Source organism: Phocaeicola sp. HCN-6420 (assembly GCF_037890145.1).
Taxonomy (GTDB): Bacteria; Bacteroidota; Bacteroidia; order Bacteroidales; family Bacteroidaceae; genus Phocaeicola.
In genome coordinates this window covers 1-25,467 of the sequence record NZ_JBBKBJ010000020.1, presented here as the reverse complement: position 1 = coordinate 25,467, position 25,467 = coordinate 1, and the positions used below count along the sequence as shown (strand labels likewise).

General features: G+C 43.7%; 19 protein-coding genes. 12 read left to right on the top strand and 7 right to left on the bottom strand.

All coding sequences use genetic code 11. The annotated features are described in order from the left end of the window. The first annotated feature begins 31 nt into the window (after window positions 1–31). Genes ubiE through WKT12_RS11595 form a run of 3 tightly spaced genes read left to right on the top strand, consistent with a single transcriptional unit; the run spans window position 32 to window position 2,533 of the window. On the top strand, window positions 32–772 hold the full coding sequence (ubiE, locus tag WKT12_RS11605; protein WP_021971939.1) for a bifunctional demethylmenaquinone methyltransferase/2-methoxy-6-polyprenyl-1,4-benzoquinol methylase UbiE: 741 nt from the start codon (window positions 32–34) through the stop codon (window positions 770–772). Window positions 773–795: 23 nt separating this feature from the next. Beyond that, window positions 796–1,539, top strand: coding sequence for a shikimate dehydrogenase family protein (locus WKT12_RS11600; RefSeq protein WP_021971940.1), 744 nt, complete (start codon window positions 796–798; stop codon window positions 1,537–1,539). A gap of 46 nt (window positions 1,540–1,585) precedes the next feature. Next, window positions 1,586–2,533, top strand: a complete 948-nt coding sequence (locus WKT12_RS11595) for an alpha/beta hydrolase (protein WP_340319777.1) — start codon at window positions 1,586–1,588, stop codon at window positions 2,531–2,533. 203 nt (window positions 2,534–2,736) lie between these two features. Here the strand turns inward: WKT12_RS11595 and WKT12_RS11590 are convergent, their stop codons facing one another. Further along, window positions 2,737–4,068, bottom strand: coding sequence for a leucine-rich repeat domain-containing protein (locus tag WKT12_RS11590; RefSeq protein WP_340319776.1), 1,332 nt, complete (start codon window positions 4,066–4,068; stop codon window positions 2,737–2,739). A gap of 334 nt (window positions 4,069–4,402) precedes the next feature. Between WKT12_RS11590 and WKT12_RS11585 the strand changes: the two genes are divergently transcribed. From WKT12_RS11585 to WKT12_RS11570, 4 genes are read left to right on the top strand one after another with little or no spacing between them, the layout of a single operon-like run. Continuing rightward, window positions 4,403–4,984 carry a LemA family protein gene (locus WKT12_RS11585; RefSeq protein ID WP_021971943.1) on the top strand — a complete coding sequence of 194 codons (582 nt, stop codon included), beginning with the start codon at window positions 4,403–4,405 and terminating at the stop codon, window positions 4,982–4,984. A 5-nt stretch (window positions 4,985–4,989) separates the two neighbouring features. Beyond that, complete coding sequence (locus WKT12_RS11580; protein WP_340319775.1) at window positions 4,990–5,919, top strand: TPM domain-containing protein; 930 nt, start codon at window positions 4,990–4,992, stop codon at window positions 5,917–5,919. 25 nt (window positions 5,920–5,944) lie between these two features. Continuing rightward, window positions 5,945–7,024: a chorismate synthase gene (gene aroC / locus WKT12_RS11575; protein WP_340319774.1), complete on the top strand. Its 1,080-nt coding sequence runs from the start codon at window positions 5,945–5,947 to the stop codon at window positions 7,022–7,024. A gap of 7 nt (window positions 7,025–7,031) precedes the next feature. Beyond that, window positions 7,032–8,390: a dipeptidase gene (locus WKT12_RS11570; RefSeq protein ID WP_340319773.1), complete on the top strand. Its 1,359-nt coding sequence runs from the start codon at window positions 7,032–7,034 to the stop codon at window positions 8,388–8,390. A 104-nt stretch (window positions 8,391–8,494) separates the two neighbouring features. On the opposite strand, the gene WKT12_RS11565 is transcribed toward WKT12_RS11570, so the two are convergent. After that, a complete protein-coding gene (locus tag WKT12_RS11565) occupies window positions 8,495–9,382 on the bottom strand; it encodes a glucosaminidase domain-containing protein (protein ID WP_340319772.1) in 888 nt (295 codons plus the stop codon). 120 nt (window positions 9,383–9,502) lie between these two features. On the opposite strand from WKT12_RS11565, the gene WKT12_RS11560 reads away from it, so the two are divergent. Beyond that, window positions 9,503–9,985: a cytidine deaminase gene (locus tag WKT12_RS11560; RefSeq protein ID WP_340319771.1), complete on the top strand. Its 483-nt coding sequence runs from the start codon at window positions 9,503–9,505 to the stop codon at window positions 9,983–9,985. Between the two features lie 140 nt (window positions 9,986–10,125). Here WKT12_RS11560 and WKT12_RS11555 read toward each other — a convergent pair whose 3' ends face one another. The 3 genes from WKT12_RS11555 to WKT12_RS11545 all read right to left on the bottom strand — a co-directional run bounded on the left by WKT12_RS11555 (window position 10,126) and on the right by WKT12_RS11545 (window position 13,919). Continuing rightward, on the bottom strand, window positions 10,126–11,748 hold the full coding sequence (locus WKT12_RS11555) for an ABC-F family ATP-binding cassette domain-containing protein (RefSeq protein ID WP_021971949.1): 1,623 nt from the start codon (window positions 11,746–11,748) through the stop codon (window positions 10,126–10,128). A 112-nt stretch (window positions 11,749–11,860) separates the two neighbouring features. Next, complete coding sequence (locus tag WKT12_RS11550; protein ID WP_340319770.1) at window positions 11,861–12,445, bottom strand: hypothetical protein; 585 nt, start codon at window positions 12,443–12,445, stop codon at window positions 11,861–11,863. A 19-nt stretch (window positions 12,446–12,464) separates the two neighbouring features. Next, window positions 12,465–13,919 carry a Spi family protease inhibitor gene (locus WKT12_RS11545; protein WP_340319769.1) on the bottom strand — a complete coding sequence of 485 codons (1,455 nt, stop codon included), beginning with the start codon at window positions 13,917–13,919 and terminating at the stop codon, window positions 12,465–12,467. A gap of 539 nt (window positions 13,920–14,458) precedes the next feature. Here WKT12_RS11545 and WKT12_RS11540 point away from each other — a divergent pair. From WKT12_RS11540 to WKT12_RS11530, 3 genes are all read left to right on the top strand, one after another. After that, window positions 14,459–15,949, top strand: coding sequence for a PepSY domain-containing protein (locus WKT12_RS11540; protein ID WP_340319768.1), 1,491 nt, complete (start codon window positions 14,459–14,461; stop codon window positions 15,947–15,949). A gap of 711 nt (window positions 15,950–16,660) precedes the next feature. Then, window positions 16,661–19,669: a SusC/RagA family TonB-linked outer membrane protein gene (locus WKT12_RS11535; RefSeq protein WP_340319767.1), complete on the top strand. Its 3,009-nt coding sequence runs from the start codon at window positions 16,661–16,663 to the stop codon at window positions 19,667–19,669. A 35-nt stretch (window positions 19,670–19,704) separates the two neighbouring features. After that, the gene (locus tag WKT12_RS11530) at window positions 19,705–21,186 is read left to right on the top strand and encodes a RagB/SusD family nutrient uptake outer membrane protein (RefSeq protein WP_340319766.1); all 1,482 of its coding nucleotides are present in this window, start codon (window positions 19,705–19,707) and stop codon (window positions 21,184–21,186) included. Between the two features lie 309 nt (window positions 21,187–21,495). Here WKT12_RS11530 and WKT12_RS11525 read toward each other — a convergent pair whose 3' ends face one another. Further along, on the bottom strand, window positions 21,496–23,481 hold the full coding sequence (locus tag WKT12_RS11525) for a glucosamine-6-phosphate deaminase (protein ID WP_340319765.1): 1,986 nt from the start codon (window positions 23,479–23,481) through the stop codon (window positions 21,496–21,498). Window positions 23,482–23,510: 29 nt separating this feature from the next. After that, window positions 23,511–24,302 (bottom strand): glucosamine-6-phosphate deaminase, encoded by a 792-nt coding sequence (nagB, locus tag WKT12_RS11520; RefSeq protein WP_340319764.1) that lies wholly within the window; start codon window positions 24,300–24,302, stop codon window positions 23,511–23,513. Between the two features lie 168 nt (window positions 24,303–24,470). Here nagB and WKT12_RS11515 point away from each other — a divergent pair. Continuing rightward, window positions 24,471–25,467: ROK family transcriptional regulator (locus WKT12_RS11515; protein ID WP_340319763.1), on the top strand; the 997-nt coding region annotated here is incomplete at its 3' end.

Below are 25,467 nucleotides of genomic sequence, written 5' to 3'. Positions count from 1 at the left end.
TTTTCATACTTAATCTTTCATTTTTTATCTTATGCCTCATTACCCACAAGAAGAAATAAAGCCCTACAACGAGAACGAAAGCAAAGCTGTACAAGTAGAGAAGATGTTCGACAATATTGCTCCTGCCTACGACAATCTGAACCATGTACTCTCATGGGGAATAGACAAAAGCTGGAGACGCAAGGCTATTCACTGCCTGAAACCATATCGTCCACAGCATATCATGGACGTTGCAACCGGTACAGGTGACTTTGCTCTGCAGGCATTCGGCACACTTCGCCCGCAGGAACTGATAGGAACTGACATTTCTGAGGGAATGATGAACATAGGACGTGAAAAGGTAAAACAAGCCGGATTCTCCGAACACATTACCTTTGCCAAAGAAGACTGCACAGCTCTTTCCTTCCCCGACCAGCGTTTCGACGCCATCACTGTAGCGTTCGGAGTTCGCAATTTTGAGAATCTGGATAAAGGCTTGCAGGAAATGTATCGCGTATTAGTACCGGGAGGACATCTTGTAATTTTGGAATTATCCGAACCTGAGTGGTTCCCCATGAAGCAATTATATGCAGTCTATTCCAAAATGGTAATACCTACCCTGGGAAAACTCTTTTCGAAAGACCGCAGTGCCTATACTTATCTTCCTCAGTCTATCAAGGCTTTTCCGCAAGGCGAAGTCATGCAAGGTATTATCCGTAAAGCTGGATTTAGCCAAGTGTCTTTTCGCCGACTGACTTTAGGCATCTGCACACTCTACTTTGCTACAAAATAATCTGAACTTCAAATATTGCTTTTATGAAAAAATTCGGTTTGATAGGCTACCCGCTCGGACATTCTTTCTCCAGAAACTTCTTCAACGAAAAGTTTCAGTCGGAGAATATCGATGCGGAGTACGTTAATTTTGAAATTCCTACCATAGAGGATTTTCCACGAATTATCGCGGCCAATCCTACGCTGGAAGGGTTAAACGTAACAATTCCTTATAAAGAAAAGGTTATCCCTTATCTGAATGAAGTAGCACCCGACGCTGCTGCCATCGGAGCGGTAAACGTTATCAAATTCGAACGCAACAAAGGCAAGCTTAAATTAATAGGACATAACTCCGATGTCATCGGATTCACACGTTCCATCGAATCCTTACTGGAATCCTATCATACCAAGGCACTCATTTTAGGTACGGGAGGAGCTTCGAAAGCAATCAATTACGGGTTGAAGCAATTAGGTCTGGAAACGCTGTTTGTATCACGAAGTACTCATAATGACCATACCATTACGTACGACGAGCTGACGCCTGCCCTGATGGACGAATATAAAGTCATTGTAAACTGTACGCCTGTCGGTATGTATCCACAAGCCGATAAATGTCCTGATATACCTTATGAATGTCTTACTCCAAGACACCTGCTTTACGATTTATTGTACAATCCAGATACCACGCTGTTCATGAGAAAAGGAAGTGAACACGGAGCCGTGGTAAAAAACGGACTTGAAATGCTTTTGCTGCAAGCCTTCGGAGCATGGGATATCTGGAATAAGTAAATTTATCTGCACTCCTTACGAGGACTGCACAAATCCTTTACATCACATGAAGAAGCGAATTGCCATTGTTATCGGAATCGTATTATTACTTTTGGCCGGTATTCTCGCCGGAGGAAGCTGGTATATGGTAGATTACTCCCTGCGTCCGGAAAACAGAGGAAAAGACATGGAAGGCTCACTGACTTTTATGAGAGAAAAATATCCTCAGATAAATCCGTGGCTGGACAGCCTTCAAGAGCATAAGGCGCTGCGCGATACGTTTATTACCGCCAGCGATGGCATACGCATGCACGCTTTTTATGTAAGAGCTATGCAACCGACTTCGCATACTGCTGTCATTGTACATGGATATACGGACAATGCAATACGCATGTTTCACATCGGATACCTTTATAACCATTCACTGGATTACAACATCCTGCTGCCCGATTTACGGTACACCGGCCTGACAGAAGGTGATGCAATCCAGATGGGATGGTTGGATCGTAAAGACGTTATGCAATGGATTAACGTTGCCCCCTCACTTTTCGGCGATTCCTTGCAGGCTGTTGTACACGGCATTTCAATGGGAGCTGCTACAACCATGATGGTTTCCGGTGAAACTCTTCCAGCATACATTCGGTGCTTTGTTGAGGACTGCGGGTATACCAGTGTATGGGAACAGTTTAAGAAAGAACTTAAAGAGCAGTTCGGACTCCCCGCCTTTCCACTGCTTTATACAGCCAGCTGGTTATGCGAATGGCAGAACGGATGGAATTTCAAGGAAGCTTCCGCCATCAGACAAGTTGCAAAATGCCAGAAACCGATGCTTTTCATTCATGGAGATCAAGATGATTTTGTGCCGACTTACATGGTCTATCAGCTATACGATGCCAAACCTGCTCCCAAAGAACTCTGGATAGCTCCGGATGTAGACCACGCCAACTCCTATTTCCGGTATCCGGAAGAATATACTGCCCGCATAAAAAGCTTTACAGGGAAATATATACCTTGATATCCGAAAGTCATTTTCCTATAGCAGAACTATAAACACCTGTCCTGTTAGTAAATCCGCTCTGATATTTGCCGCACATCAACAAGAAAAAATCTAAGAAAGGCAACAGTTTATCTGTACAATACGCCATTGTTTCCAAGAAAACATTTCAGCATTCTGAACCAATATGTCCGTTGCCTTCTCTACATTTCCTATCCAAACGACTAAAACTCTTCCATCTTAGTCGCTAATATTCCCCAACTGGAACGAAGACTTACATTACCAAGAGGCTGACGGAACAGCTCCAACGTTCCTTTTGGAACTGACACACAATCAACTTGCAGAGGAAGAGCATAAGTCTGTAAGGAGGGCGGAGTTGCTGTTTTTACTGTCAAAAGTTTCACTGTACTATTGCCTAACGCATTAAAAGCCATTTTCTTGAGATTCTTTCCCAATGTAATAGCATCGAGATTTACTACGCCAGAAAAAAGTGTCTGTCCTATCGACTCAATACTTTCTGGAAATTCAATCAAAGTAAGTTTCGGACAATACTGAAACACACCACCCTTTATGACTCCAGCCGTTTCCCGACTACCATTTCCAGAGCTACGTACTTCACGCAAATTCTGACACAAATAAAACGCACGCTCCTCCAACAAATTTAAATTATCGGGCAAAGTAACACTCTCCACTCCCGACTCACGGAATGCCTCAACACCTATCGTTTTCAAATCTTCAGGAAAGGTCATCCAATGTAAGCGGTCGGTATGCAAAAATGCCTGACTGCTTATCTCACGAAGCGTAACCGGCAACTTGATTTCTTCGGCACCGACTTCCGAAAATGCCCGCTTAGGGATAATCTGTACCTGCGTATCCGACAAATCAACCCGACTCAGGTTACGACAACCGTAAAAACAATATTCACCCAGTGTCTTCAGACTTTTCGGAAAGACGACCTCCTTTACTGAGTTTCCTGTAAAGGCATCGGCTTGAATCTCTTCCACTCCCTCCGAAAGAATTATTTTATCGAACGTAGAAGCGGCAAAAGCTGTCGGACTGATGACCTTCGCTTCTGCAGGAACCCGGTAAACCTCTCCCTGTTTTTCCAGAACTTCAGTAAGAACGCCGTTGTTTATCACGTAATCGATAACCTTCACCATAAAGGAAGTCTGCTTCTCTTCCACGGTAATAATGACCGGAAGCTGCTCTATTGCCTTTTCCGTAGAAAATCCGGAAAGACTCTCTGACGTAATGTCCAGCTTCTTCCGTTCTCCATTACTGTATATTCCTTCTACCACCAGCCCTTCCAGATTGACAGGCACTTCGGAACGAAGCAAATATGTCGTTTGAACAGGAGGATTTACAACCTCTATACGTGTAAGAACAGCATCCTTATCCGGCGATGAAGGCTGTTGTCCGTTATTTTCGCCCGAATTATTATCAGACGAAGATGTTGAGGTCTGTTTGTGTTTCTCCACAACCGGATCTTTCTTACATGCCGGCAGGCATAGTATTGCTCCCGCAATCATTAAAGAATAAGCCAATTTCAAATTCATATACTCTATACAATAAAAAGAAAATAAGTCAATAACCACAACCTGCGTAAAGCCTCTTTTTGTCCCTATTTGCAAGCATTTTACCCGAAACATCTTTCACTGATGCTCCCAAAAAAGTCGTCCGCATAACGAATAAATGCGAAAAAATGACGCTCCAACAAGTAAAAAAAGGAACATACGCCCTACTTCCTTCAAAAAATCAAACAGGTTTAAATCTATATAACCCTTTTAAGTGTCCTTTTGTTCACCCGATAACGATTTTTCAATAAGGTGTTCGTTTTTACGGGTTATTTTATGTATGTTTGTAACTGAAACCAAATACAACATTACATTTATGAAAAAAACATGGATTATCATTATTGCCGTAATAGCAGTTATTGCCGTTTACGGAGTTTCTTCGTATAACTCAATGGTATCACAGGAAGAAGCTGTAGGTACAGCTTGGAGTAATGTGGAAAACCAATACCAGCGCCGTGCCGACCTGATACCGAATCTGGTCAATACCGTCAAAGGATATGCCGCACACGAAAAGGAAACATTCGACGCCGTTGTGTCAGCGCGTGCAAAAGCGACACAGACAACAGTCAGCATCGACGACCTGACTCCTGAAAAGATGGAGGCATACCAGCGTGCGCAAGGCGAAGTGGGTAGTGCATTAAGCCGTCTGCTTGCCGTAACAGAGAATTATCCGGAACTGAAAGCTAACGAGAATTTCCAGACACTTCAGGCACAGTTGGAAGGAACAGAGAACCGTATCAGCGTGGAACGCCGTAACTTCAACGATGTGGCACGCGAATACAATACATCCATCCGCCGCTTCCCGAAAAATATCTTTGCCGGCATGTTCGGATTCGAAAAACGTCCTTACTTCGAAGCCCAGGAAGGTACCGAAAAAGCTCCGGAAGTTAAATTCTGACAAGAATGAGAAGAATCATATCACTCGCACTGCTGCTTTGCTGCTTCGTTATCACAATCGGGGCACAATCGCACGCCTATAAGGTAGAAGAAATTCCCATGGTTCACCTGCAGAACCGTACCCGTTACGTCAGCAACCCTGACGGAATACTGAGTGCCGGTGCCGTAGCTGCCATGGACACAACCCTTTTTGCCCTGGAACAGCGTACGGGTGTACAGACTCTCGTAGTAGCTGTCAAACAAATAGACGGAGGCGACTGTTTTGAATTTGCTTATCAACTTGGGAAGCAGAACGGCGTCGGCGAAAAAGAAAAAGACAACGGCCTGGTTATATTACTGGTTACGGAAGAACGATGCATTCAGTTCGCGACAGGATATGGGCTGGAAGGTGTCCTCCCCGATGCAGTCTGCAAACAGATACAAGTGAGATACATGAACAAGTATCTGGGAGAAGGCAACTGGGATGCCGGCATGCTGGCAGGCATACAGGCTGTCAGCCGGCAACTGGATGGAACAGGAGAACCTCCCGTTCCCCGACAGGAAGAAGAAAGCGGCTACTTGCTTCTCATTATTCTGATATGCTGCTTCATCATCGTCCCTGCACTTTTATGGTTCAGCGTACGCCAGCGCAAAAAATGTCCGTTGTGCCATAAGCATACACTTCGCCAGCTCTCCGTACGTACAGTTTCACGCATCAACGGCATCCGTACGGAAGAAATCGTATTACAGTGCACCAACTGCGGACATGTGGTCCGCCGGCAACGCCAGAAACGCGACGAAGACGACTTCCATCACCGTGGAGGCAACGGAGGTCCTTTCCTTGGCGGACCGTTCTTCGGAGGAGGCTTCGGAGGAAGTGGCGGCGGAGGAGGCTTTGGTGGCGGCTCTTTCGGTGGAGGAAGCTTCGGCGGTGGAGGAGCAGGAAGCAAATTCTAACTAAAAAACGAACATTAAAAAGTCTATGTACAACAATACTTTTGGAAACATATTCCGTCTGACCAGCTTCGGTGAGTCGCACGGAAAAGCGATAGGTGGGGTGATTGACGGATTTCCGGCGGGCATCGCCATCGACATGGAGTTCATTCAGCAAGAGTTGAGCCGCCGACGTCCGGGACAATCGGCCATCACAACCGCACGCAAGGAAGCCGACGAAGTGGAATTCCTTTCAGGCATCTACGACGGAGTGTCAACAGGCTGTCCCATCGGCTTTGCTGTATGGAATACTAACCAGCACTCGAACGATTACGACAATATGAAGGATGTTTACCGTCCTTCGCACGCAGATTATACTTATACCCAGAAATATGGAATACGCGATCATCGGGGCGGCGGACGTTCCTCCGCACGAGAAACGATAGCTCGTGTGGTAGCCGGAGCATTGGCCAAGCTTGCTTTGCGCCAACTGGGCATCAGTATCACGGCATTTACCTCGCAAGTGGGTCCGTATAAGCTGGATAAAGACTATACGGCATACGACCTGACAACGATAGAAGACAATCCGGTGCGCTGTCCCGACCAGGAACTGGCACGCCAGATGGCCGATTTTATTTTCCGCATCAAGGGAGAAGGTGATACCATCGGCGGAGTAATAAGCTGCGTTATCAAGGGATGTCCCGTCGGACTTGGGCAACCGGTATTCGGAAAGCTGCATGCCGCCTTAGGAAATGCCATGCTGAGCATCAATGCCGTAAAGGGATTTGAGTACGGACAAGGCTTCAGCAACATGGAACTGAAAGGAAGTCAGCAGAACGACATCTTCTACAACGATAACGGGAAAATTGGTTTCCGCACCAACCGCTCAGGAGGTATTCAGGGAGGTATCAGCAACGGACAGGATATTTATTTCCGCGTAGCCTTCAAACCCGTGGCAACGGTACTCATGGAACAGCCTACAGTAGACATCCACGGTAATGAAACCATCCTGAAAGCCCGTGGACGACACGATCCCTGTGTGCTGCCCCGTGCAGTCCCCATCGTGGAAGCTATGGCTGCCATGACGCTGCTCGATTACTATTTACTTGACAAAGCCTCAAAATTATAATATTATCATGGAAATAAAACAATACATCAAAGAAAACGAATCCCGCTTTCTGGACGAACTCTTCAGTCTGATTCGTATACCCAGCATCAGTGCCTTGCCTCAACACAAGGATGACATGCTGGCCTGTGCCGAACGCTGGCGCCAGTTGTTGCTGGAAGCAGGAGCAGACGAAGCGATGATCATGCCCTCGCAAGGCAATCCGCTGGTCTATGCCGAAAAGCGTGTCAGCCCCGATGCGCCCACCGTACTGATTTATGCTCACTACGATGTCATGCCTGCCGAACCGCTCGAACTGTGGAAAAGCCAACCTTTTGAACCTGAAGTTCGCGACGGACGTATCTGGGCACGTGGAGCCGACGACGATAAAGGACAGGCAATGATTCAGGCAAAGGCATTCGAATATGTAGTCAAAGAAGGATTACTGAAACACAACGTGAAATTCATTTTCGAAGGAGAAGAGGAAATCGGTTCACCCAGCCTGAATGCTTTCCTGAAAGAGCACAAGGAATTGCTGAAAGCCGACGTCATCCTCGTTTCAGACACAAGCATGCTGGGGGCTGATCTGCCTTCACTGACAACCGGACTGCGCGGACTGGCTTACTGGGAAATCGAAGTGACCGGTCCGAACCGTGACCTGCATTCCGGACACTTTGGCGGAGCCGTTGCCAATCCCATCAACACCCTGTGCGGCATGCTTGCACAAGTTATTGATGCCGACGGTCGGATTACGATTCCTCACTTCTACGACGACGTGGAAGAAGTGCCCGCTGCCGAACGTGACATGATAGCTCATATTCCTTTCGATGAGAAGAAATACATGGAAGCCATCGGCGTAAAGGTGCTGAAAGGTGAAAAAGGTTATTCCACACTGGAGCGCAACAGTTGCCGTCCGTCGTTCGATGTCTGCGGAATCTGGGGAGGCTATACGGGAGAAGGCTCCAAGACCGTTCTGCCATCGAAGGCATATGCCAAAGTTTCCTGCCGTCTGGTACCGCATCAAAACCATGAAGTCATTTCAAAGCTGTTCGTCGATTACATCAACAGCATCGCTCCCGATTACGTACAAGTCAAGGTTACGCCTATGCACGGCGGCGAAGGTTATGTATGCCCGATTTCTCTCCCGGCCTATCAGGCAGCAGAAAAAGGATTTACCAAAGCATTCGGAAAGAAACCTCTGGCAGTTCGACGCGGAGGAAGCATTCCTATCATCAGCGACTTCGAGCAGATTTTAGGAATCAAGACGGTCCTGATGGGATTCGGTCTGGAAAGTGACGCCATTCACTCACCCAACGAAAATTTCTCACTCGACATCTTCCGCAAAGGTATAGAAGCTGTAGTAGAATTCCATAAAGAGTTCAGCAAGTAACAACAGCGATATTCATATCAATTCAAACTAAAAGCCCTGTCAAAACTCTATTTGAAATAAGTTCTGACAGGGCTTTGTTATAACCGGTTGCAAGCTACAATTTATTAACGCAAGCGCAAGACATCGCCAACTTTCGGTGCCGGAGAATCCGGATCCATGTTGTTCATCTTATACAAACGCTCCAGTCGCACGCCAAACTTCTGCGCGATGCTGTACATCGAATCACCGCTGCGTACCACATAAGCAATATGATCCTTAGTAGCACGACGACGTTTTTGCTCCAGATATACGATTTCTCCTCCACGGAAAACATAATCTTTAGGCAGTTCATTGTATTTACGCAGTTTACGCTGGCTGATATCGAACTCCTTTCCCAGTGACTTGAACGTATCTCCGCGACGGGCTACGACGTAAAGCAGCTCGTTGGCCAGATAAGGCTGGTGAGGATTCGGAAATTCTTCCGCCCATTCCAGTCCCCCCTTCTGGTCGTATTTATCCAGATCATACAATTCAATGATATTAATCAGGCGGTTGGCATATTGCGGGTCGGTGGCATAACCCGCCTTTTTCAGTCCCCTTGCCCAACCTTTATAATCGGTTATTTTCAGACGAAACAGAAAAGCATAACGAGCCCCAGAGCGTAAAAATTTAGAATGGTCACGATAAGATTCTTTCGGATGTTTGTAAGCACGGAAACACTCATTGCGTGCATCATCGTCGTGACGCACGGAACGTCCGTCCCACGAGCCTCCACACTTGATACCAAAGTGATTGTTCGATTTTCTTGCCAGCTCACTTTTTCCGGCACCCGACTCCAGCAACCCTTGTGCCAGCGTGATACTCGCCGGAATTCGATAATGTTTCATTTCGTCTACCGCAACACTCCGATACTTATGTATATAGTCTTCGTATGCCTTGTTGCGTTTCTGTGCCGACATGGGAACAATGATACACATCAGACACATAAATATCAACCAATGAGAAAGTTTCATTTTTCTTTTCATTTAAATTAAAGCAGGGCAAAGATAAACTATTTACATGAATAATACCACAGATGATAGGAAATCTCCCTTTTTTTCCCTACATTCGTATGAACTTTAATATTCACTTATATGAAAGAAATAAAGATTGAAATAAACATCCGTGCCTTACGCTACGAAGAACTGAATGAAAAAGACCGTAAGCTGATAGATGCAGCCAAGGAAGCTACAGCACGAAGCTACGCTCCTTACTCACGTTTCTCGGTAGGTGCAGCAGCCTTGCTGGCAAACGGGGTCATCGTAACCGGAACCAACCAGGAAAATGCAGCCTATCCGTCGGGAACATGTGCCGAACGTACCACGCTTTTCTATGCCAATTCTCAGTATCCCGACCAGCCGGTAGACACGCTTGCCATTGCCGCACGCAATGAATCCGATTTTCTGGAGTCGCCTATCCCGCCATGTGGTGCCTGCCGTCAGGTACTTCTGGAAACCGAACAGCGTTTCCGTCATCCCATGCGAATCTTGCTGTACAGTAAAAACGACATTTATGTGCTGGAAGGAACCAAGGATTTGCTTCCGCTTTCCTTTGGAAGTGAATACTTGAAAGGATAGTTTTTCGTTTGCAGACACACTACTTTTCCAAAGATTTTCCACCGGACAGGTTTCGGCACCGAGGAAAGCCCAAATAAAAACGGAGAAACAGAATCACCCGCGATTCCGTTTCTCCGTTTTCTATTTAGAGAATCACTTGTTTATTTATTTGTACCATACATACGAGCACGCATTTCCTTGATATGATCGGAAGTGATGTATTCATCATATTCCATCATCTTGTCGATGATACCGTTCGGAGTCAGCTCGATGATACGGTTTGCTACGGTTTCGATGAACTCATGGTCGTGTGACGAGAAGAGCACGTTACCCTTGTATGTCTTCAGGTTATTGTTGAATGCCTGAATAGATTCCAAATCCAAGTGGTTGGTCGGCGTATCCAGAATCAGGCAGTTGGCATTGCGAAGCTGCATGCGGGCAATCATACAACGCATTTTCTCACCTCCCGAAAGTACGTTCACCTTCTTCATGACTTCCTCACCCGAGAACAACATACGTCCCAGGAATCCTTTCATCTCTACTTCGTTACCCTGCCCATACTGGCTCAACCAGTCTACCAGATTCAGGTCACAATTAAAGAAATCTGTATTGTCGAGTGGCAAATAAGCCGTTGTAATCGTCACACCCCAGTTATAATGTCCTGCCTGTGCCTTGCGGTTACCGTTGATAATCTCGAACAAGGCAGTCATGGCACGCGGGTCGTGGCTCAGGAATACAATCTTATCACCTTTCTCCACGGTAAAGTTCACATCGTTGAACAAGACAGTTCCGTCTTCTGTTTCGGCACGCAGTCCTGAAACTTCCAGAATCTGGTTACCCGGCTCACGATCCATAGTGAAGATAATGCCCGGATATTTACGTGATGACGGTTTGATTTCATCTACATTCAGTTTCTCCAACATCTTCTTACGGCTGGTCGTCTGCTTCGATTTCGCCACATTGGCAGAGAAACGACGGATAAACTCTTCCAGTTCCTTACGCTTTTCTTCAGCCTTAGCCTTCTGGTTCTGCTGCTGACGGAGAGCCAGCTGACTTGATTCGTACCAGAAGCTGTAGTTACCAGCAAAGAGATTTACCTTACCAAAGTCGATGTCGACCGTATGGGTACAGACAGAGTCGAGGAAGTGACGGTCGTGGCTGACTACCAGCACGGTATGTTCGAAGTTGGAAAGATATTCTTCCAGCCAGGTTACCGTATCCATATCCAAGTCATTGGTAGGCTCATCCAGCAACAAGTTGTCAGGATTTCCAAACAACGCCTGCGCCAGCATCACACGCACCTTCTCCTTACCACTCAGGTCGCCCATCAGTGTATAGTGCTTGTCTTCCTTTATTCCCAGTCCGCTCAGCAGGATAGCCGCATCACTCTCGGCGTTCCAGCCTTCCAGCTCAGCAAATTTTTCTTCCAGTTCCGCCGCCTTGATGCCGTCTTCATCGGTAAAATCTTCTTTCGCATAAAGAGCCTCACGCTGTTTCATGATGTCCCACAGCACCGTATGTCCCATCAGCACCGTATCGAGCACCGTATGCGCATCGAACTTAAAGTGGTCCTGACTCAAGACCGAAAGACGTTCGCCCGGTCCCAGTGTCACGCTTCCTTTCGTGGGGTCAAGCTCTCCCGAAATCACTTTCAGGAAGGTGGACTTACCCGCACCGTTGGCACCGATAATACCGTATATATTACCATTCGTGAACTTCATGTTCACGTCATTATACAACACTCTTTTTCCAAATTGAACGGCTACGTTTGAAACTGTAATCATTTCTTTCTATACCTATTTAAAAATTAATCGGATGCAAAGATACAACATAAAAACGAGAAGACAGACAGATTATAAAAGGAATATGCAAATTACCTCAAAGAGATTATCCTGTTCATTCCTCACCTACAGTTCTCGTTATTGTTATCACATATGGCTCCAATCCATTTTTTATATTAATATCAAGCACTTCATCATCTAAAGTTACACTACACATATTCTGTGTTCCCGTATCAATAGAACGCTGTACAACTGTTATAATATGCTCCTCCGAATCACCAAAAACTGTAGGACATATTATCTTATACATGAACGGATAATATATATCTTCTGAAAGTCCGAAAGTATCATTTTCATAAAACCCGACAGTACTTGTTGCATAAATACCAAAAATATTATGGTTATACTCCCCTTTCGTTACCATAACAGCCATCTGTCTATTATCTTCTACCCCATTCATAAAGAATCTGACCTTCATATCCTCGGGAGCAACAGAATACACTGTACCATTTTTAATCGGTGTCAAGACAAAATCTCGAGTTAAATCTTGGCGCTTTTCATCTTCGAACGTCAAAAATAATGAATGACTAGACGCACTTCCTTCTCTGACGAACGGCTTCTGCGGTATATCTTCATCACAATTATCGCAAGCAGGAAGGATACACAACAAACTTAATAAGAAGAATAATAATTTTTTCATAAAATCAATTTTTATAAAATCAATATATACTTGCAATACAATATTCATAGGGGGCATATTGATCTAATTTATCAATATCAAAAATAGATTTATACCATCCATTTGCAGATGATATTGGATAGAAATCCGATACGATCGTTTCATCTCCCCAATTTATATGAACAAACTGTGAATACATCTTAGAGGTTGTTTTATCTACATGCATTACATAAGGATTGGTATCATAATTTTTATTCTGAACCTGATCAGTTCTATAAGCTATAATGCCTTCTTCTGTCCACTCTTCATAATATCCATCACAGACAAAAGCAGTTACTGTTGTATTTATTCGAGCCCCTATAGAATTTATCTCAACATAAACTGGATGATAATTTTTTATTTCATTCAATATTGTAGTAAAAAGAGAACTATCAAACCCATTTTGGGATTTCACAGAGAATCCATTTCTCCGCAATAAAGGAGCAATTCCATAAATATTATATACATAATCGCGACTACCTTTACTCACACGATGTTCAAACGCCATAGCCGTTATAGTAGAATCCAATAGTGCTAACATTTTAGGAACCTCTTCATTATCACTATCCGGGAGCAAATATGGTACATCAGTTTTTGTCCAATCGATCTTGACACCATCTATAGACAATGGATTTCTATAATTTAATAATTGTCCTATAGCAACAGCTGAAGAAGATAAAGAAGCTCCATTTTTTAGATTTGCATTATATGGCTTACCGCGCCCCCAATATGTTTCTAATATCGGATTTATTTTTTTTACACTTAATCCATTCAGACATTCCCCCCACACAAAAGACGGTGGAATATAGCCTGTATTTTTATAATTTCTTTCAAGCTCTGAATCTGTATGTTCTAAATAATCAATAGATTCAAACACATTATATTTACTTTGCATGACATAGCAATACTGCTGTCTATCAATACTCCAACTTGCTCCTTTATTTAATATGAAATCCTTAGCAATGGGAAACCAATAAGAATGATTCTTAACAGAGAACTCTGTATATACAGATTGTTCTTCTTTTTCATAAGGAGTCCACTTATTACGATACTCCCAATATAGAGAAGAATCACTCATTAGAATCCGTTTCTTTTGATCTATATCATCTGTTACAGCATCAAACCAATATTTAAGACCTCCTGTCATCTGTAAACAATCAATATAGCCATTATCAGAGAAAGCAATTACAGGATCATAAAGTTTTGTTGCGCTAACAATTACAAATCCATTTTTATAATTAACTACATAAGCAACCGGATTACCTGCTTCGTTTAAAACTGCTTGAATATTTTTCACCTGACTTATTTGCCGAGAACGAGTCTTTACATTTTTATTTAAGAAATTCTGAGCAATCTTTTCAGCATCTTCTTTTTTTAAATCAATAATATCCTTATCTATTAAAAGCGAAGTCAAATCTAACTTATAAAGTTGACATTCATCAACTTTCTGTACCATGTCATCTTTTTGGCAAGACAGTAAAACAATCATAAAAGACAATAAAAAAGAATATTACGCTTCATACATATAAACATTTAATCAGAGTTAAAATTTTACATTCAATCTTTATAGACTCTTCATTACTGAAAAGATGAACATTTCATACCGATCCTCCTTTCCACATGTATGAAACTCTACTCAATTTTCTTGAAAGATATTTTTTTTTTTTAAAATCAAAAAAAATCTCCTATTCTTTTACATTAATACATTAAGTTTCTAAAACCTGTTTGTTTTCTTTATGAAAGTGGGTCAAAGGAATTTGCAAGAATCAGTCAGAACCAATACTTTTGCAGCAAACTTTTGCAACGGCTGCCGATGAAACATCCGAAACACGAGCGGAAGTTCAAAAAGACATCGGCATGTTTTAGAGAAAATTCGTACAAAAGATTTTTGTTTTTGTACAAAACCTGAAATTTTTTGTACAAAAAACATCAGCAACTTCCCGACGAATCCAAGGACTTATGAGGAGGTTCTGAAACGACTAAAAGCAGAAAGAAATGAAAAAATCGACCTGGAGAAAACATCATAAATGGTTCGGACTGATTATGGCCGTCTTCCTCATTCTGTTTTGTGTATCGGGCATTATCCTGAACCACCGACAGTTCTTTTCCGATTGCCAGATCAGCCGGAAATGGCTGCCCGAAGTTTACCGATACCATAACTGGAACAATGGATTGCTGCGGGGAACACGCTCCTGCCCTCCCGGTGTGTGTCGGGAAGACAGTGCCGTGTTGCTGTATGGCAATGCCGGCGTTTTTCTGACGAACAGCCGGGCAACCACATTCGATGACTTCAACCGTGGATTTCCGCACGGAGTAGACTGGCGCAACATACGGGGTATGGCAATCACTCCCCAAGAAGATTTGTTCGCCGCCGGTCAGTTCGGACTCTACCGCTACAACCGGCAGTCGGGCTGGCAAGCGGTCAACCTACCTCTCCAAGAAGGTGAGCGCATCTCGGATATCACGACACACGGTGACAGCCTGATTGTCATCGGGCGCTCTCATCTGTATTATGCCACAACCCCATACCGGTACTTCCGGCAACTCACTCTACAGGCTCCCGAAGGATACGACGGGAAGGTATCGCTTTTCCGTACTGTCTGGCTATTGCACAGCGGCGAGCTGTTTGGCATTTTCGGCAAACTGCTTATGGATATCCTCGCAATCATTTTGATTATCCTCTCGGTGAGTGGTATCATTTACTGGATCTTACCTAAATATATCCGTCGGATGAAACAGGCGGGACGCTCAGCAAAGACAAGTGTTTCCTTGCTGAAGACATCCCTGTCGTGGCACGACAAAATAGGCAGAACGACTATCGTGCTGACACTCTTCATTGCACTGACCGGATGGAGCCTGCGCCCACCTGTACTTTTGGCCTTAGTATACGGAAAAGTGCCTGCTATTCCTTTCACACAACTCGACTCTTCCAACGCATGGAACGACAAGTTGCGGATGCTCCGCTACGACGAACAGCAAGGCGACTGGCTGCTTTCCACTTCAGAAGGATTCTATTCGCTGACATCACTTCAGGCTATTCCGGTGAAGCTTCGCAAAACCCCTCCCGTCAGCGTCATGGGACTAAACGTACTGCAACGCGACAAACAAGGCAACTGGCTTACAGGCTCTTTCAGCGGAATGTTTGTCTGGAATAGAAACTCGAACCATATTACCGATTACTTTACCGGGGAAACAGCTTCTGAAACAGCAGGACCGCCCTTCGGCAATCATGCTATTACAGGCTACAGCGACGATTTCAATGGGAAAGACTGCATAACCGAGTACGAAGAAGGCAGTAATTTTGCTCCCATGCCCGAAAATCTGGCAACAATGCCTATCTCGTTGTGGAATTTCGCTCAGGAAATTCATACAGGACGTATCTATACCGTATTGGGAAAGGGCACGCTGGTATTTATCTTTTTTGCCGGAATCGGCGTATTATGGAGTCTGATTTCAGGATATATCATCAGACGGAAAAAGTCATAAAAGGAAACGATATTTTTCAGAACGGCCTTTTATGGATTATGCAGACTGTCGGCTTCATAATCCATAAAAGGCTATAATTTTTCAGTAAATCCGCGAAATTTCATAGTCTACCCGCCGCGATTCACCTACAGCAGTACATCAGCATAAAATCACCATAGTACTGAAATACATCCGTATCACTACCATCTGGACTGTTTTTTTTATTGCAATAAATGCTGAAAGGAGATATCATATCAAAAAAAATCCGTTCTTCTGAATAACATTTTGTCGTATTTACGATACAAAATGAAAAAATAATCTATAATTTTGCCAGCAAATAATAAAAATAGTTTGAAATAAATCATTATCAGTTTCCAATTGAAATAAAAAGATGTTTAAAGAATGTCTGACTGTAGATACATATTTATAAAAGGTGCAAAGGCAAAAAACCTGAAAAATATCGACATCGATATTCTTCGCAGCAAGCGAGCGGTCATACCGGATTATCCGATTCAGCAAAATCTTCACTGGCTTGCGACCGCTTGTATTAAAGAAGACACCAACATTATGGAAAGAACTTTTCCCCGCAGGCTCTTCAGTCACTGAATCGTTACATCAGAAATAAGAAAAATATATAAAAAGAATTTTTTGCATCCATTACAAAGGCAGCAGACAATTCTTTCTTGTTTACAATTCTAAATAGTTATACTTAATTTAAAGACGAGAGATTTTATGAAAAAAAAATTGTTTTTAATCTGTACTTGTCTCTTTGCCTGCATCAGCATAGCGATGGCACAGGTATCGACGGTGACAGGAGTTGTCATCTCAGAAGAAGACAATCTCCCTATCGTGGGAGCTTCCGTTCTTATTAAAGGAACCAACACGGGAACAGTTACCGACATGGATGGAAAATTCACGTTGGGCAATGTACCGGCAAATGCTAAAAAAGTAGTTATCTCGTTCATCGGTATGAAAAGCCGAGAACTTGACATCAAGCCGGTATTAAGCGTAACACTGCAATCGGACACGGAGGTGCTGGATGAAGTTGTGGTAACCGGTTACGGAGTGACCAAGAAAAGCACATTCACAGGAGCCGCCAACGTGGCAAGTCCTACTACCCTCGAATCGCATACGGATGCCAATTTCATGAAAGCGCTGGAAGGAAGTATGCCGGGTGTACAGATGAACAACTCAACAAGCATGCCGGGTGCTCAGGCTAATGTCTACATCCGAGGTGAAAGTTCCGTGAACTCGGGTACACAGCCTCTTTATATCATCGACGGCATGCCGATGAATTCGGATACGGATGCAGAAACAGAGAGCTACAATCGTGCATTCAACCCGCTGGCCAACATCAATACAGCTGATATCGAAAGCATTACAGTATTGAAAGATGCCAACGCTACGGCCATCTACGGTTCGCGTGCAGCCAACGGCGTTATCGTCATCACGACCAAAAAGGGACAGGAAGGTGCCATGCACATCGACCTGGATATCAAGCAGGGATTCACAACCATTGCTCCAAACAACTTCTCTTTCTGCAATGCACAGCAGACCGCTGATTTGTTCGCTCAAGGACTGGTAAACAGCAACCCGGAGAAATATACCTACGAATCAGCAATGGCAAAAATCAAATCGGATTACAACTGGGACGGCATCCAGAACTACGACTGGATTGATGCCATCACACGTACCGGATATTATCAGGACTACAACCTCAGTTTCAACGGTGGGAACGGCAAGACACGCTACTACGCCAGCGTAGGTTACCTGAATCAGGAAGGCGTAGCCATCAACAGTGGTATGAAACGATACTCTGCCCGCCTCAATCTGGAAACATCATACAAATGGTTCAACTTCGGATTCAACACCTCGTTCGCGCTGGCCGACATGGATGCCTTCTCGCAGTCAACCGGAGGTTCTTACTCGAACCCGTTTGTTGGTGGTACATTGAAAGCCACTCCTCTTGATCCGTTCTACAACGAAGACGGCACTTATAATACCGGCATCATGTACAACCCGCTTGCCGTATACGACGAGGATGAAGGAGATATCTATAATACCAAAACAACCACCATCAACTTGAACCCGTACTTTGCCATCAACTTTGGAAAAGGTATTGTGCTGAAGACTTCATTAGGCCTCAACTCGTACGGCACACGCCAGTACGATTTCTGGAGCTGGTACAATAATCAGGGAGCCAGCGACAACGGACGTGGTACACAGTATAATTCGAATACCACCACCATCACATGGACCAATACATTGAACTGGATGCATACTTTCAATGAAAAGCATAATTTGAACATTATGCTCGGACAGGAAGCACAGTGGAAGAATTACTGGAATGAAAAATATGCTGGAATTAATTTTCCGCTGAGAGGGTATCGGGAACTGAATATGGCCGGTTCTTCTTACGGCAATCCGTCGTATGTTACCCGACAGGCACGTCTGGCTTCTTTCTTTCTGAATGCAAGCTACGACTATCAGGGCAAATATTACGGACAGGTAAGCTTCCGTCGTGACGGTTCGTCTGTATTCGGACAAAACAACCGCTGGGGTAACTTCTGGTCTTTAGGCGGCAAATGGCGTATTTCTGAAGAGGAATTTCTGAAAGACAATGAAGTTTTGACCAACCTGTCACTGCGTGCAAGCTACGGAACGGTAGGTAATCAGGATATTGACTGGTATGCAGCGCGTGGTTTCTATAGCGCCGGATACAACTATGACAGCACGCCGGGTATCGTTCCTGAATCACTGAATCTTCCTGACCTGGGATGGGAAACCAGCAAGAAGCTGAATATCGGACTGGATATTACACTTGTCAGAAAATGGAACCTGACTGTAGATTTCTACAACGAGGCTACTTCCAACATGCTGTTTGAGCTGCCTGTTTCTCAGGTTACCGGCTTGAGCGAAGTATATCAGAACATCGGTTCGATGAGAAACCGAGGTGTAGAAATTGGTCTGAACGGCACCATCCTGCAAACCAAAGGTTGGACATGGACTGCATACGCCAATGTTACTCTTAACCAAAACAGAATCACTGAGCTTTCTGGTGGAAAACCAATCGAAGATACTTATACCATCAAACAGGAAGGTTACCCGTTAAGACAGTTCTATATGGTAGAGTATGCAGGTGTAGACCCGGATACGGGTGCACCATTATGGTATAAAAATGCTACAGGCGACGAAACCACAACCAACTGGAACGAATGTGCCAAACGTTACCTTGGTTCGGCCGATCCTAAAGCCTATGGTGGTTTCGGCACACGCGTACAATGGAAGAACTTCGACTTCTCGGCCGACTTCAATTACCGTCTGGGTGGTAAAGTCTATGCCGCCTCAAACCGTTCCTATCTATCAGCCGGCAGTAAAGGAAACATTACTCCAACAACTTATCTGTATGAGAATGCATGGACTGAAAACAACCGTTACACCGATGTTCCAAAGTATATATACGGAAACACTTCAGGAGAAAATAATCATTCTTCACGTTTCCTGTATAGCGGAAACTTCTTGCGCGTAAAGAATCTGCAACTGGGATATACACTACCTAAAGGACTTTTGAAAAAAGCGCTGATAGACAACATGCGCATCTATGTATCTGTTGACAACATCTATACATTCAAGGCAAAGGATTTCGTAGGTTACGATCCTGAAACATATACAAGCGGACTGATTGCATACCAGTATCCATCTACAAGAACATTCCTTGCCGGAATCACCCTCGGATTTTAAATAAATATGTTTAACGAATCAAACAAAAACGAAATATGAAGAAGTTTATCACTCGCCTGCTTATCTGTTCAGCCCTGGCCGGGAGCTTTGCTTCCTGCAGCAATTTCTTCGATACAGAGTACAACGAAGGAATAGATGTCGACAGCGGACTGACAAGTGTAGACAACCTGAAATATGCACTGAACGGAACTTATTATCAATTGTTCACGTCCTATTTTGCCGGAAACTATTCGCTTACCATCGGCGATATGGCCGGTGACATGGCTTACCTGAACGGCTCTGCCAGCCACTGGATAACCATCAACCACTATAACGTAACCCCTGATGATACATACCTGAGCAGTATTTGGGAATATGGTTATAAAATAATAGATAATGCTTCACGTATCATCAAGGCGGGAAAGGAACTGGAAGCAACCGTTGCTGACGCCGACAAAGCCGCATTGAAACAATATATGGCCGAAGCCTACGGACTGAGAGGATATGCCATGCTGTACATGACCAATATTTTCGGCAAGCAGATAAAGGTAAACGGAACGACTGACAATAGTGATGCCATCGGTGTGGTGATTGTCGATGAACCGGTAAAAGCTTTCGAAGAAGTGAACCGTTCGACTGTCGGACAATGCTACCAGGCTATACTGGACGACTTTAACAATGCCCTGACTTGTTACACTGAAAGTGGAACCGAAGGAAGAGGAGCCAACCAGTATCTTTCTATGGCAGCTGTCGAAGGCCTGATGGCACGTACCTATTTATATATGGAAGACTTCAGCAATGCCGAAAAATATGCATCGAATGCACTCCTGCATTCAGGTAAAAAGGTAGAAGCCTATACTGTAGATGACTACAAAGAGCTGTATGCCGGTGGCGACAGCAATTCGGAATGTATCTTCCGTCTGGCTATCGATGTAAACAACAGCTGGTCTGCCAACTCTTGTGGAAACGTATGGACTACCTACGGAGGTCTGCCAAGCCAGCGCATGCGTAACCTGATAGCAGACACTGACTGTAGAGGTTCACTTTATCTTCCTACCATCAAGAAAGGCTCGTATACCCAGCTACAATACGGTGGTAAATTCTGGTACGGAGGAGGAAATACAGCATATGCTACTAACTATATCGTCAATGCACCCGAAATGGAACTGATTATCGCCGAATCGAAACTGCGTGCCGCACAGCCCGACCTGAACGGTGCCAAGGAAGCACTGCTGACTGTTGCCAAGAGAAACTCACAGATTACCAGTACCGATGATTTGGGCAATACAAAAGACGAAGTATTTGCATTCCTGAAAGACGAACGTGCCCGCGAATTGTTCCAGGAAGGTTTCCGCTTCTACGACTTACGCCGCTGGGGTGAAAAGGCTGATGTATATGCAAACGTCGAAGATCAGGTTTCGTACAAATATACCAACTTCGATATTGCACAGTTCTGCTATCCTGTACCAAATGCTGAAATCAATGCCGGATTTGGTATCACACAGACACCGGACTGGAACCAATACTTGCCCCAATAACGTTTGTTCGTGACAAAGCTTTATCTATAACAAGATCTATAGACTAAAAAATATTGTTCAAATTAGCCAACTAATTCATATACAAAGCATCATGAATTAGTTGGCTTTTTATCTATTAAACATCTGAAAGGAAAGAAACTTTCAGCCAAGATATGGCTAAGGCACAAAATATTTATAATAAAAAAATGGCATATGAGATGATTATAGTTTGTCATCTTCATACGCCATTCTTATTTTAAAGGATATTTATTGAGAATATCCCTATCATACTATCTGCATTCCGTCGGGCATCTGCCTTGGAATAAACTTTTACAGAGGCTTATATTCTACAAACGCTTCCATTGCTTCGTAGCATGCCAGACCCAGACTGTCGTACAACGATGCTGTACCACGGTTACGGTCTTCACTACGCTGCCAGAACAAACGTTCGTCGTTGCCTAAGAAAGGTGCACTTTCCATCTGTGACTGATGCTTCAAGATAGAGTTACGTTTAGCACGCAATTCTTCCGGACTCAACGGCACAGCCATCTCAATGTTCTCGATTTCCCATTCAGCCCATGCACCACGATACATCCAGATGCGACAATCTTTCAGCCATTCAGCACCAGCGTTCTTTTCTTCATCGATAGCAGCCAGTACGGCATCAGTACAAACACGGTGGGTTCCGTGTGGGTCTGCCAAATCGCCGGCTACATAAATCTGGTGAGGTTTCACCTCACGCAGCAAATCCAACACAATATTTATATCGGCTTCGCTGATAGGATTTTTTTCGATACGTCCGGTTTCATAGAACGGAAGGTCGAGGAAGTGAACGCGCTCCAGCGGAATCTGGTTGTATGTACAAGCTGTACGAGCCTCACCACGACGAATCAATCCCTTGATGGTAAGAATATCGCGGGTATCCATATCGCCCTCTTTCTTATTCATCAAGAACTTTTTGATTTCGGCATACATTCCCTTGATTGTTTCGTTCTTGTTGTCATCGAACAACTGGTTGAAACCGTTGATGAAGTGCATGAAACGTACAACTTCTTCATCGCCTACGGCAATATTTCCTGAAGTTTCGTAAGCTACGTGAACTTCGTGTCCCTGCTGAACCAGACGACGGATGGTTCCTCCCATAGAGATCACATCATCATCCGGATGCGGAGAGAAGACAACGACACGCTTCGGGAACGGTTTTGCACGCTCCGGACGATAAGTATCGTCAGCATTCGGTTTACCACCTGGCCAACCGGTAATAGTGTGTTGCAGGTCGTTGAATATTTTAATGTTCACATTGTATGCAGAACCATACAAAGCCAGCAGTTCACTCAAACCGTTTTCATTGTAATCCTTGTTGGTCAGCTTCAAGATAGGTTTCTTGGTAAGCAGGCACAACCAGACAATAGCACTACGAATCAGTTTGTCGTTCCATTCGCAGCTTGTTACCAGCCACGGACGCTGAATACGAGTAAGATGGGCAGCAGTAGGCAAATCGATGCATACCGTTGCGTTCTGATGCATCTGCAAATAAGAAGCAGGCAGTGCATCGGAAATCTTGTCCTCTACAGCCTTCTTGATGATGTCTGCCTTTTCTTCACCCCATGCCAGCAGGAATACCTTACGTGCTTCCATGATTGAACCCACGCCCATTGTAATAGAACATGGAGGCAAATTATCTATACCCAAGTTATGAGCAGCCTCAGAACGTGAGGTTGCATCAATTAAAATCAATCTTGTCTGAGAAGTAGCAGTAGAGCCCGGTTCATTCATTCCAATGTTACCTTCACGGCCAATACCCATAATGGCAATATCGATGCCGCCGTATGTCTTGATACGCTGCTCGTACAAGTGACAATGTTCTATCACTCCGTCTTGCGGAATAGTTCCGTTTAATGTAAATACATTCTGCGAGTCTATATCCACTTGTTTCAAGAACAGTTCGTTCAACTGGTTAAAACTGCTGTGGTTCGGTTCCGTCAGCGGATAATATTCATACAAGTTGAATACCACGACATTGCGGAAACTGATACCATCTTCCTTATGTCTGCGAACCAACTCAGCAAACAATGGACGAAGTGAGGCACCTGTACCGGCAGCAATCGTACAGAACTTACCGTCACGCTGACGTTCCTGTATTTTGCGGATGATTTCATCTGCAATACACGCAACGCCCTCTTCTACCGTTTCATAGATATTGGTAGGAATCTTTTCGAAACGTGTCAGTACGGAACGCTCTATCGTATTCTCAGGTTTATAATATTTGGTAGATACTCTATTCAGAGATATCTGTGAACTAAGATTAGTTCTCATAAAAAATTCTCCTTTATTATAATTTTTGCTTATAGATTATTGCGCTCGATATCCTTGAAGTATTTGTAAGTACCCACTTTCAATTCATCGGTAGCAGCTTCATCGCAAACAATGATACCATGACGATGCAACTGCAAAGCACTGATAGTCCACATTTGTGTAATGCCGCCTTCTACAGCATGCTGCAATGCACGAGCTTTATTATGGCCGTTGCACAGAATAAGAACTTCCTTGGCATCCATAACAGTACCAACTCCTACAGTCAAAGCTGTCTTAGGTACTTTGTTCACATCGTTCTCGAAGAAACGAGAATTGGCAATAATCGTATCAGTTGTCAATGTCTTTACACGAGTACGTGAAGCCAGTGACGAACCCGGTTCGTTGAAAGCAATATGTCCGTCAGGACCGATACCTCCCAAGAAGAGGTCGATTCCACCAAACGACTCAATCTGCTTTTCATAATTAGCACATTCAGCTTCCAAATCTTTTGCATTTCCGTTCAGAATATGGATATTTTCTTTACGGATATCAATATGATTAAAGAAATTATTATACATGAATGAATGATAACTTTCAGGATGTGATTCCGGCAGTCCAACGTATTCATCCATATTAAATGTTACAACATGCTCAAATGATACTACACCTTTTTTATTTAGTTCAATCAGAGCTTTATACATACCCAGAGGAGAAGAACCAGTAGGCAAGCCCAAAACAAACGGTTTTTCAGCACTAGGATTTGCTTCGTTAATTCTCTTTGCTACATAATTTGCAGCCCACTGAGAAAGAGCCTGGTAGTCAGATTCAATAATTACTCTCATAGTTTTTCCAGATTTAATTAATATATTTGTAACAAGAATTTATATTCTCATTGTTTCCGCTACAAAGATATTTGTAATTATAGATAAAAACAACTATAATAATAAGTAATTACATCCGATTTTTAAAAAGTTTAATTAACTAATAGTATATTTTTAAACCAAATCCGTATGAAAGAACGATTATTAGAGGAATTGCAAAAGGGTTCAAAAGGAGCGGTAATGAAGAAACATATTATTACCTACCTTATCTATAATGAGAACTCTACTATTACCGATCTTGCAAAAGATATGGACTTAAGTATACCCACTGTCACAAAAGTAGTCGATGAAATGTATGAACAAGGCTATATAGATGAATATGGGAAACTGGAAACCAGTGGTGGACGCCACCCTATTTTATATGGACTGAATACAGATTCTGCTTATTTCGTAGGAGTAGATGTAACATGGAGTTGCGTTAATATCGGAATTATCAACTTTAAAGGTGATATCTTGAAGCTACAGATGGGAATTCCTTTCGAAAGAAGAGATACACTTGAATGTATCGATGAGCTATGCAATCATATTCAAAACTTTATAAACGGCCTTTCATTGAACCAAGAAAAGATACTTCATATTAATGTTACCCTATGCGGACGAGTAAATCCGGAATTAGGTTACTGCCACAGTTTCTTCAACTTTGGCGAACGCCCACTGGCAGAAATACTGACCGAGCGTCTGAAAATAGACACCTCTATTGACAATGACAGTCGGGCCATGCTCTATGGAGAGTGCATCAAAGGAGTAGTAAGAGGAGCTAAAAATGTGCTTTTCATGAATATCGGCTGGGGACTGGGCATGGGAATCATGATAGATGGAAAACTTTACAAAGGGAAATCGGGGTTCTCTGGCGAAGTAGGCCATACATATGGTTACGACAACCAGATAATCTGCCACTGTGGAAAGAAAGGATGCGTAGAAACTGAAGTTTCCTGTTCCGCTTTATACCGAAAATTTATAGAGCACTTACAAGCCGGAGAAACATCCATAATTCTTGCCGAAAAGAAAATAGAAGATATAACGCTTGACGATGTGTTCAATGCTATCAGCCGTGAAGACTTACTTGCTATTGAGCTTGTTGAACAAATTGGGCAACAGCTGGGATTTCACATTGGAAGTCTAATTA

What these genes read in the sequence shown, in the direction of transcription:
- ubiE (WP_021971939.1), top strand. Translation starts at nt 32, where the DNA reads ATGCCTCATTACCCACAAGAAGAAATAAAGCCCTACAACGAGAACGAA.
- WKT12_RS11600 (WP_021971940.1), top strand. Translation starts at nt 796, where the DNA reads ATGAAAAAATTCGGTTTGATAGGCTACCCGCTCGGACATTCTTTCTCC.
- WKT12_RS11595 (WP_340319777.1), top strand. Translation starts at nt 1,586, where the DNA reads ATGAAGAAGCGAATTGCCATTGTTATCGGAATCGTATTATTACTTTTG.
- WKT12_RS11590 (WP_340319776.1), bottom strand. Translation starts at nt 4,068, where the DNA reads ATGAATTTGAAATTGGCTTATTCTTTAATGATTGCGGGAGCAATACTA.
- WKT12_RS11585 (WP_021971943.1), top strand. Translation starts at nt 4,403, where the DNA reads ATGAAAAAAACATGGATTATCATTATTGCCGTAATAGCAGTTATTGCC.
- WKT12_RS11580 (WP_340319775.1), top strand. Translation starts at nt 4,990, where the DNA reads ATGAGAAGAATCATATCACTCGCACTGCTGCTTTGCTGCTTCGTTATC.
- aroC (WP_340319774.1), top strand. Translation starts at nt 5,945, where the DNA reads ATGTACAACAATACTTTTGGAAACATATTCCGTCTGACCAGCTTCGGT.
- WKT12_RS11570 (WP_340319773.1), top strand. Translation starts at nt 7,032, where the DNA reads ATGGAAATAAAACAATACATCAAAGAAAACGAATCCCGCTTTCTGGAC.
- WKT12_RS11565 (WP_340319772.1), bottom strand. Translation starts at nt 9,382, where the DNA reads ATGAAACTTTCTCATTGGTTGATATTTATGTGTCTGATGTGTATCATT.
- WKT12_RS11560 (WP_340319771.1), top strand. Translation starts at nt 9,503, where the DNA reads ATGAAAGAAATAAAGATTGAAATAAACATCCGTGCCTTACGCTACGAA.
- WKT12_RS11555 (WP_021971949.1), bottom strand. Translation starts at nt 11,748, where the DNA reads ATGATTACAGTTTCAAACGTAGCCGTTCAATTTGGAAAAAGAGTGTTG.
- WKT12_RS11550 (WP_340319770.1), bottom strand. Translation starts at nt 12,445, where the DNA reads ATGAAAAAATTATTATTCTTCTTATTAAGTTTGTTGTGTATCCTTCCT.
- WKT12_RS11545 (WP_340319769.1), bottom strand. Translation starts at nt 13,919, where the DNA reads ATGGTACAGAAAGTTGATGAATGTCAACTTTATAAGTTAGATTTGACT.
- WKT12_RS11540 (WP_340319768.1), top strand. Translation starts at nt 14,459, where the DNA reads ATGAAAAAATCGACCTGGAGAAAACATCATAAATGGTTCGGACTGATT.
- WKT12_RS11535 (WP_340319767.1), top strand. Translation starts at nt 16,661, where the DNA reads ATGAAAAAAAAATTGTTTTTAATCTGTACTTGTCTCTTTGCCTGCATC.
- WKT12_RS11530 (WP_340319766.1), top strand. Translation starts at nt 19,705, where the DNA reads ATGAAGAAGTTTATCACTCGCCTGCTTATCTGTTCAGCCCTGGCCGGG.
- WKT12_RS11525 (WP_340319765.1), bottom strand. Translation starts at nt 23,481, where the DNA reads ATGAGAACTAATCTTAGTTCACAGATATCTCTGAATAGAGTATCTACC.
- nagB (WP_340319764.1), bottom strand. Translation starts at nt 24,302, where the DNA reads ATGAGAGTAATTATTGAATCTGACTACCAGGCTCTTTCTCAGTGGGCT.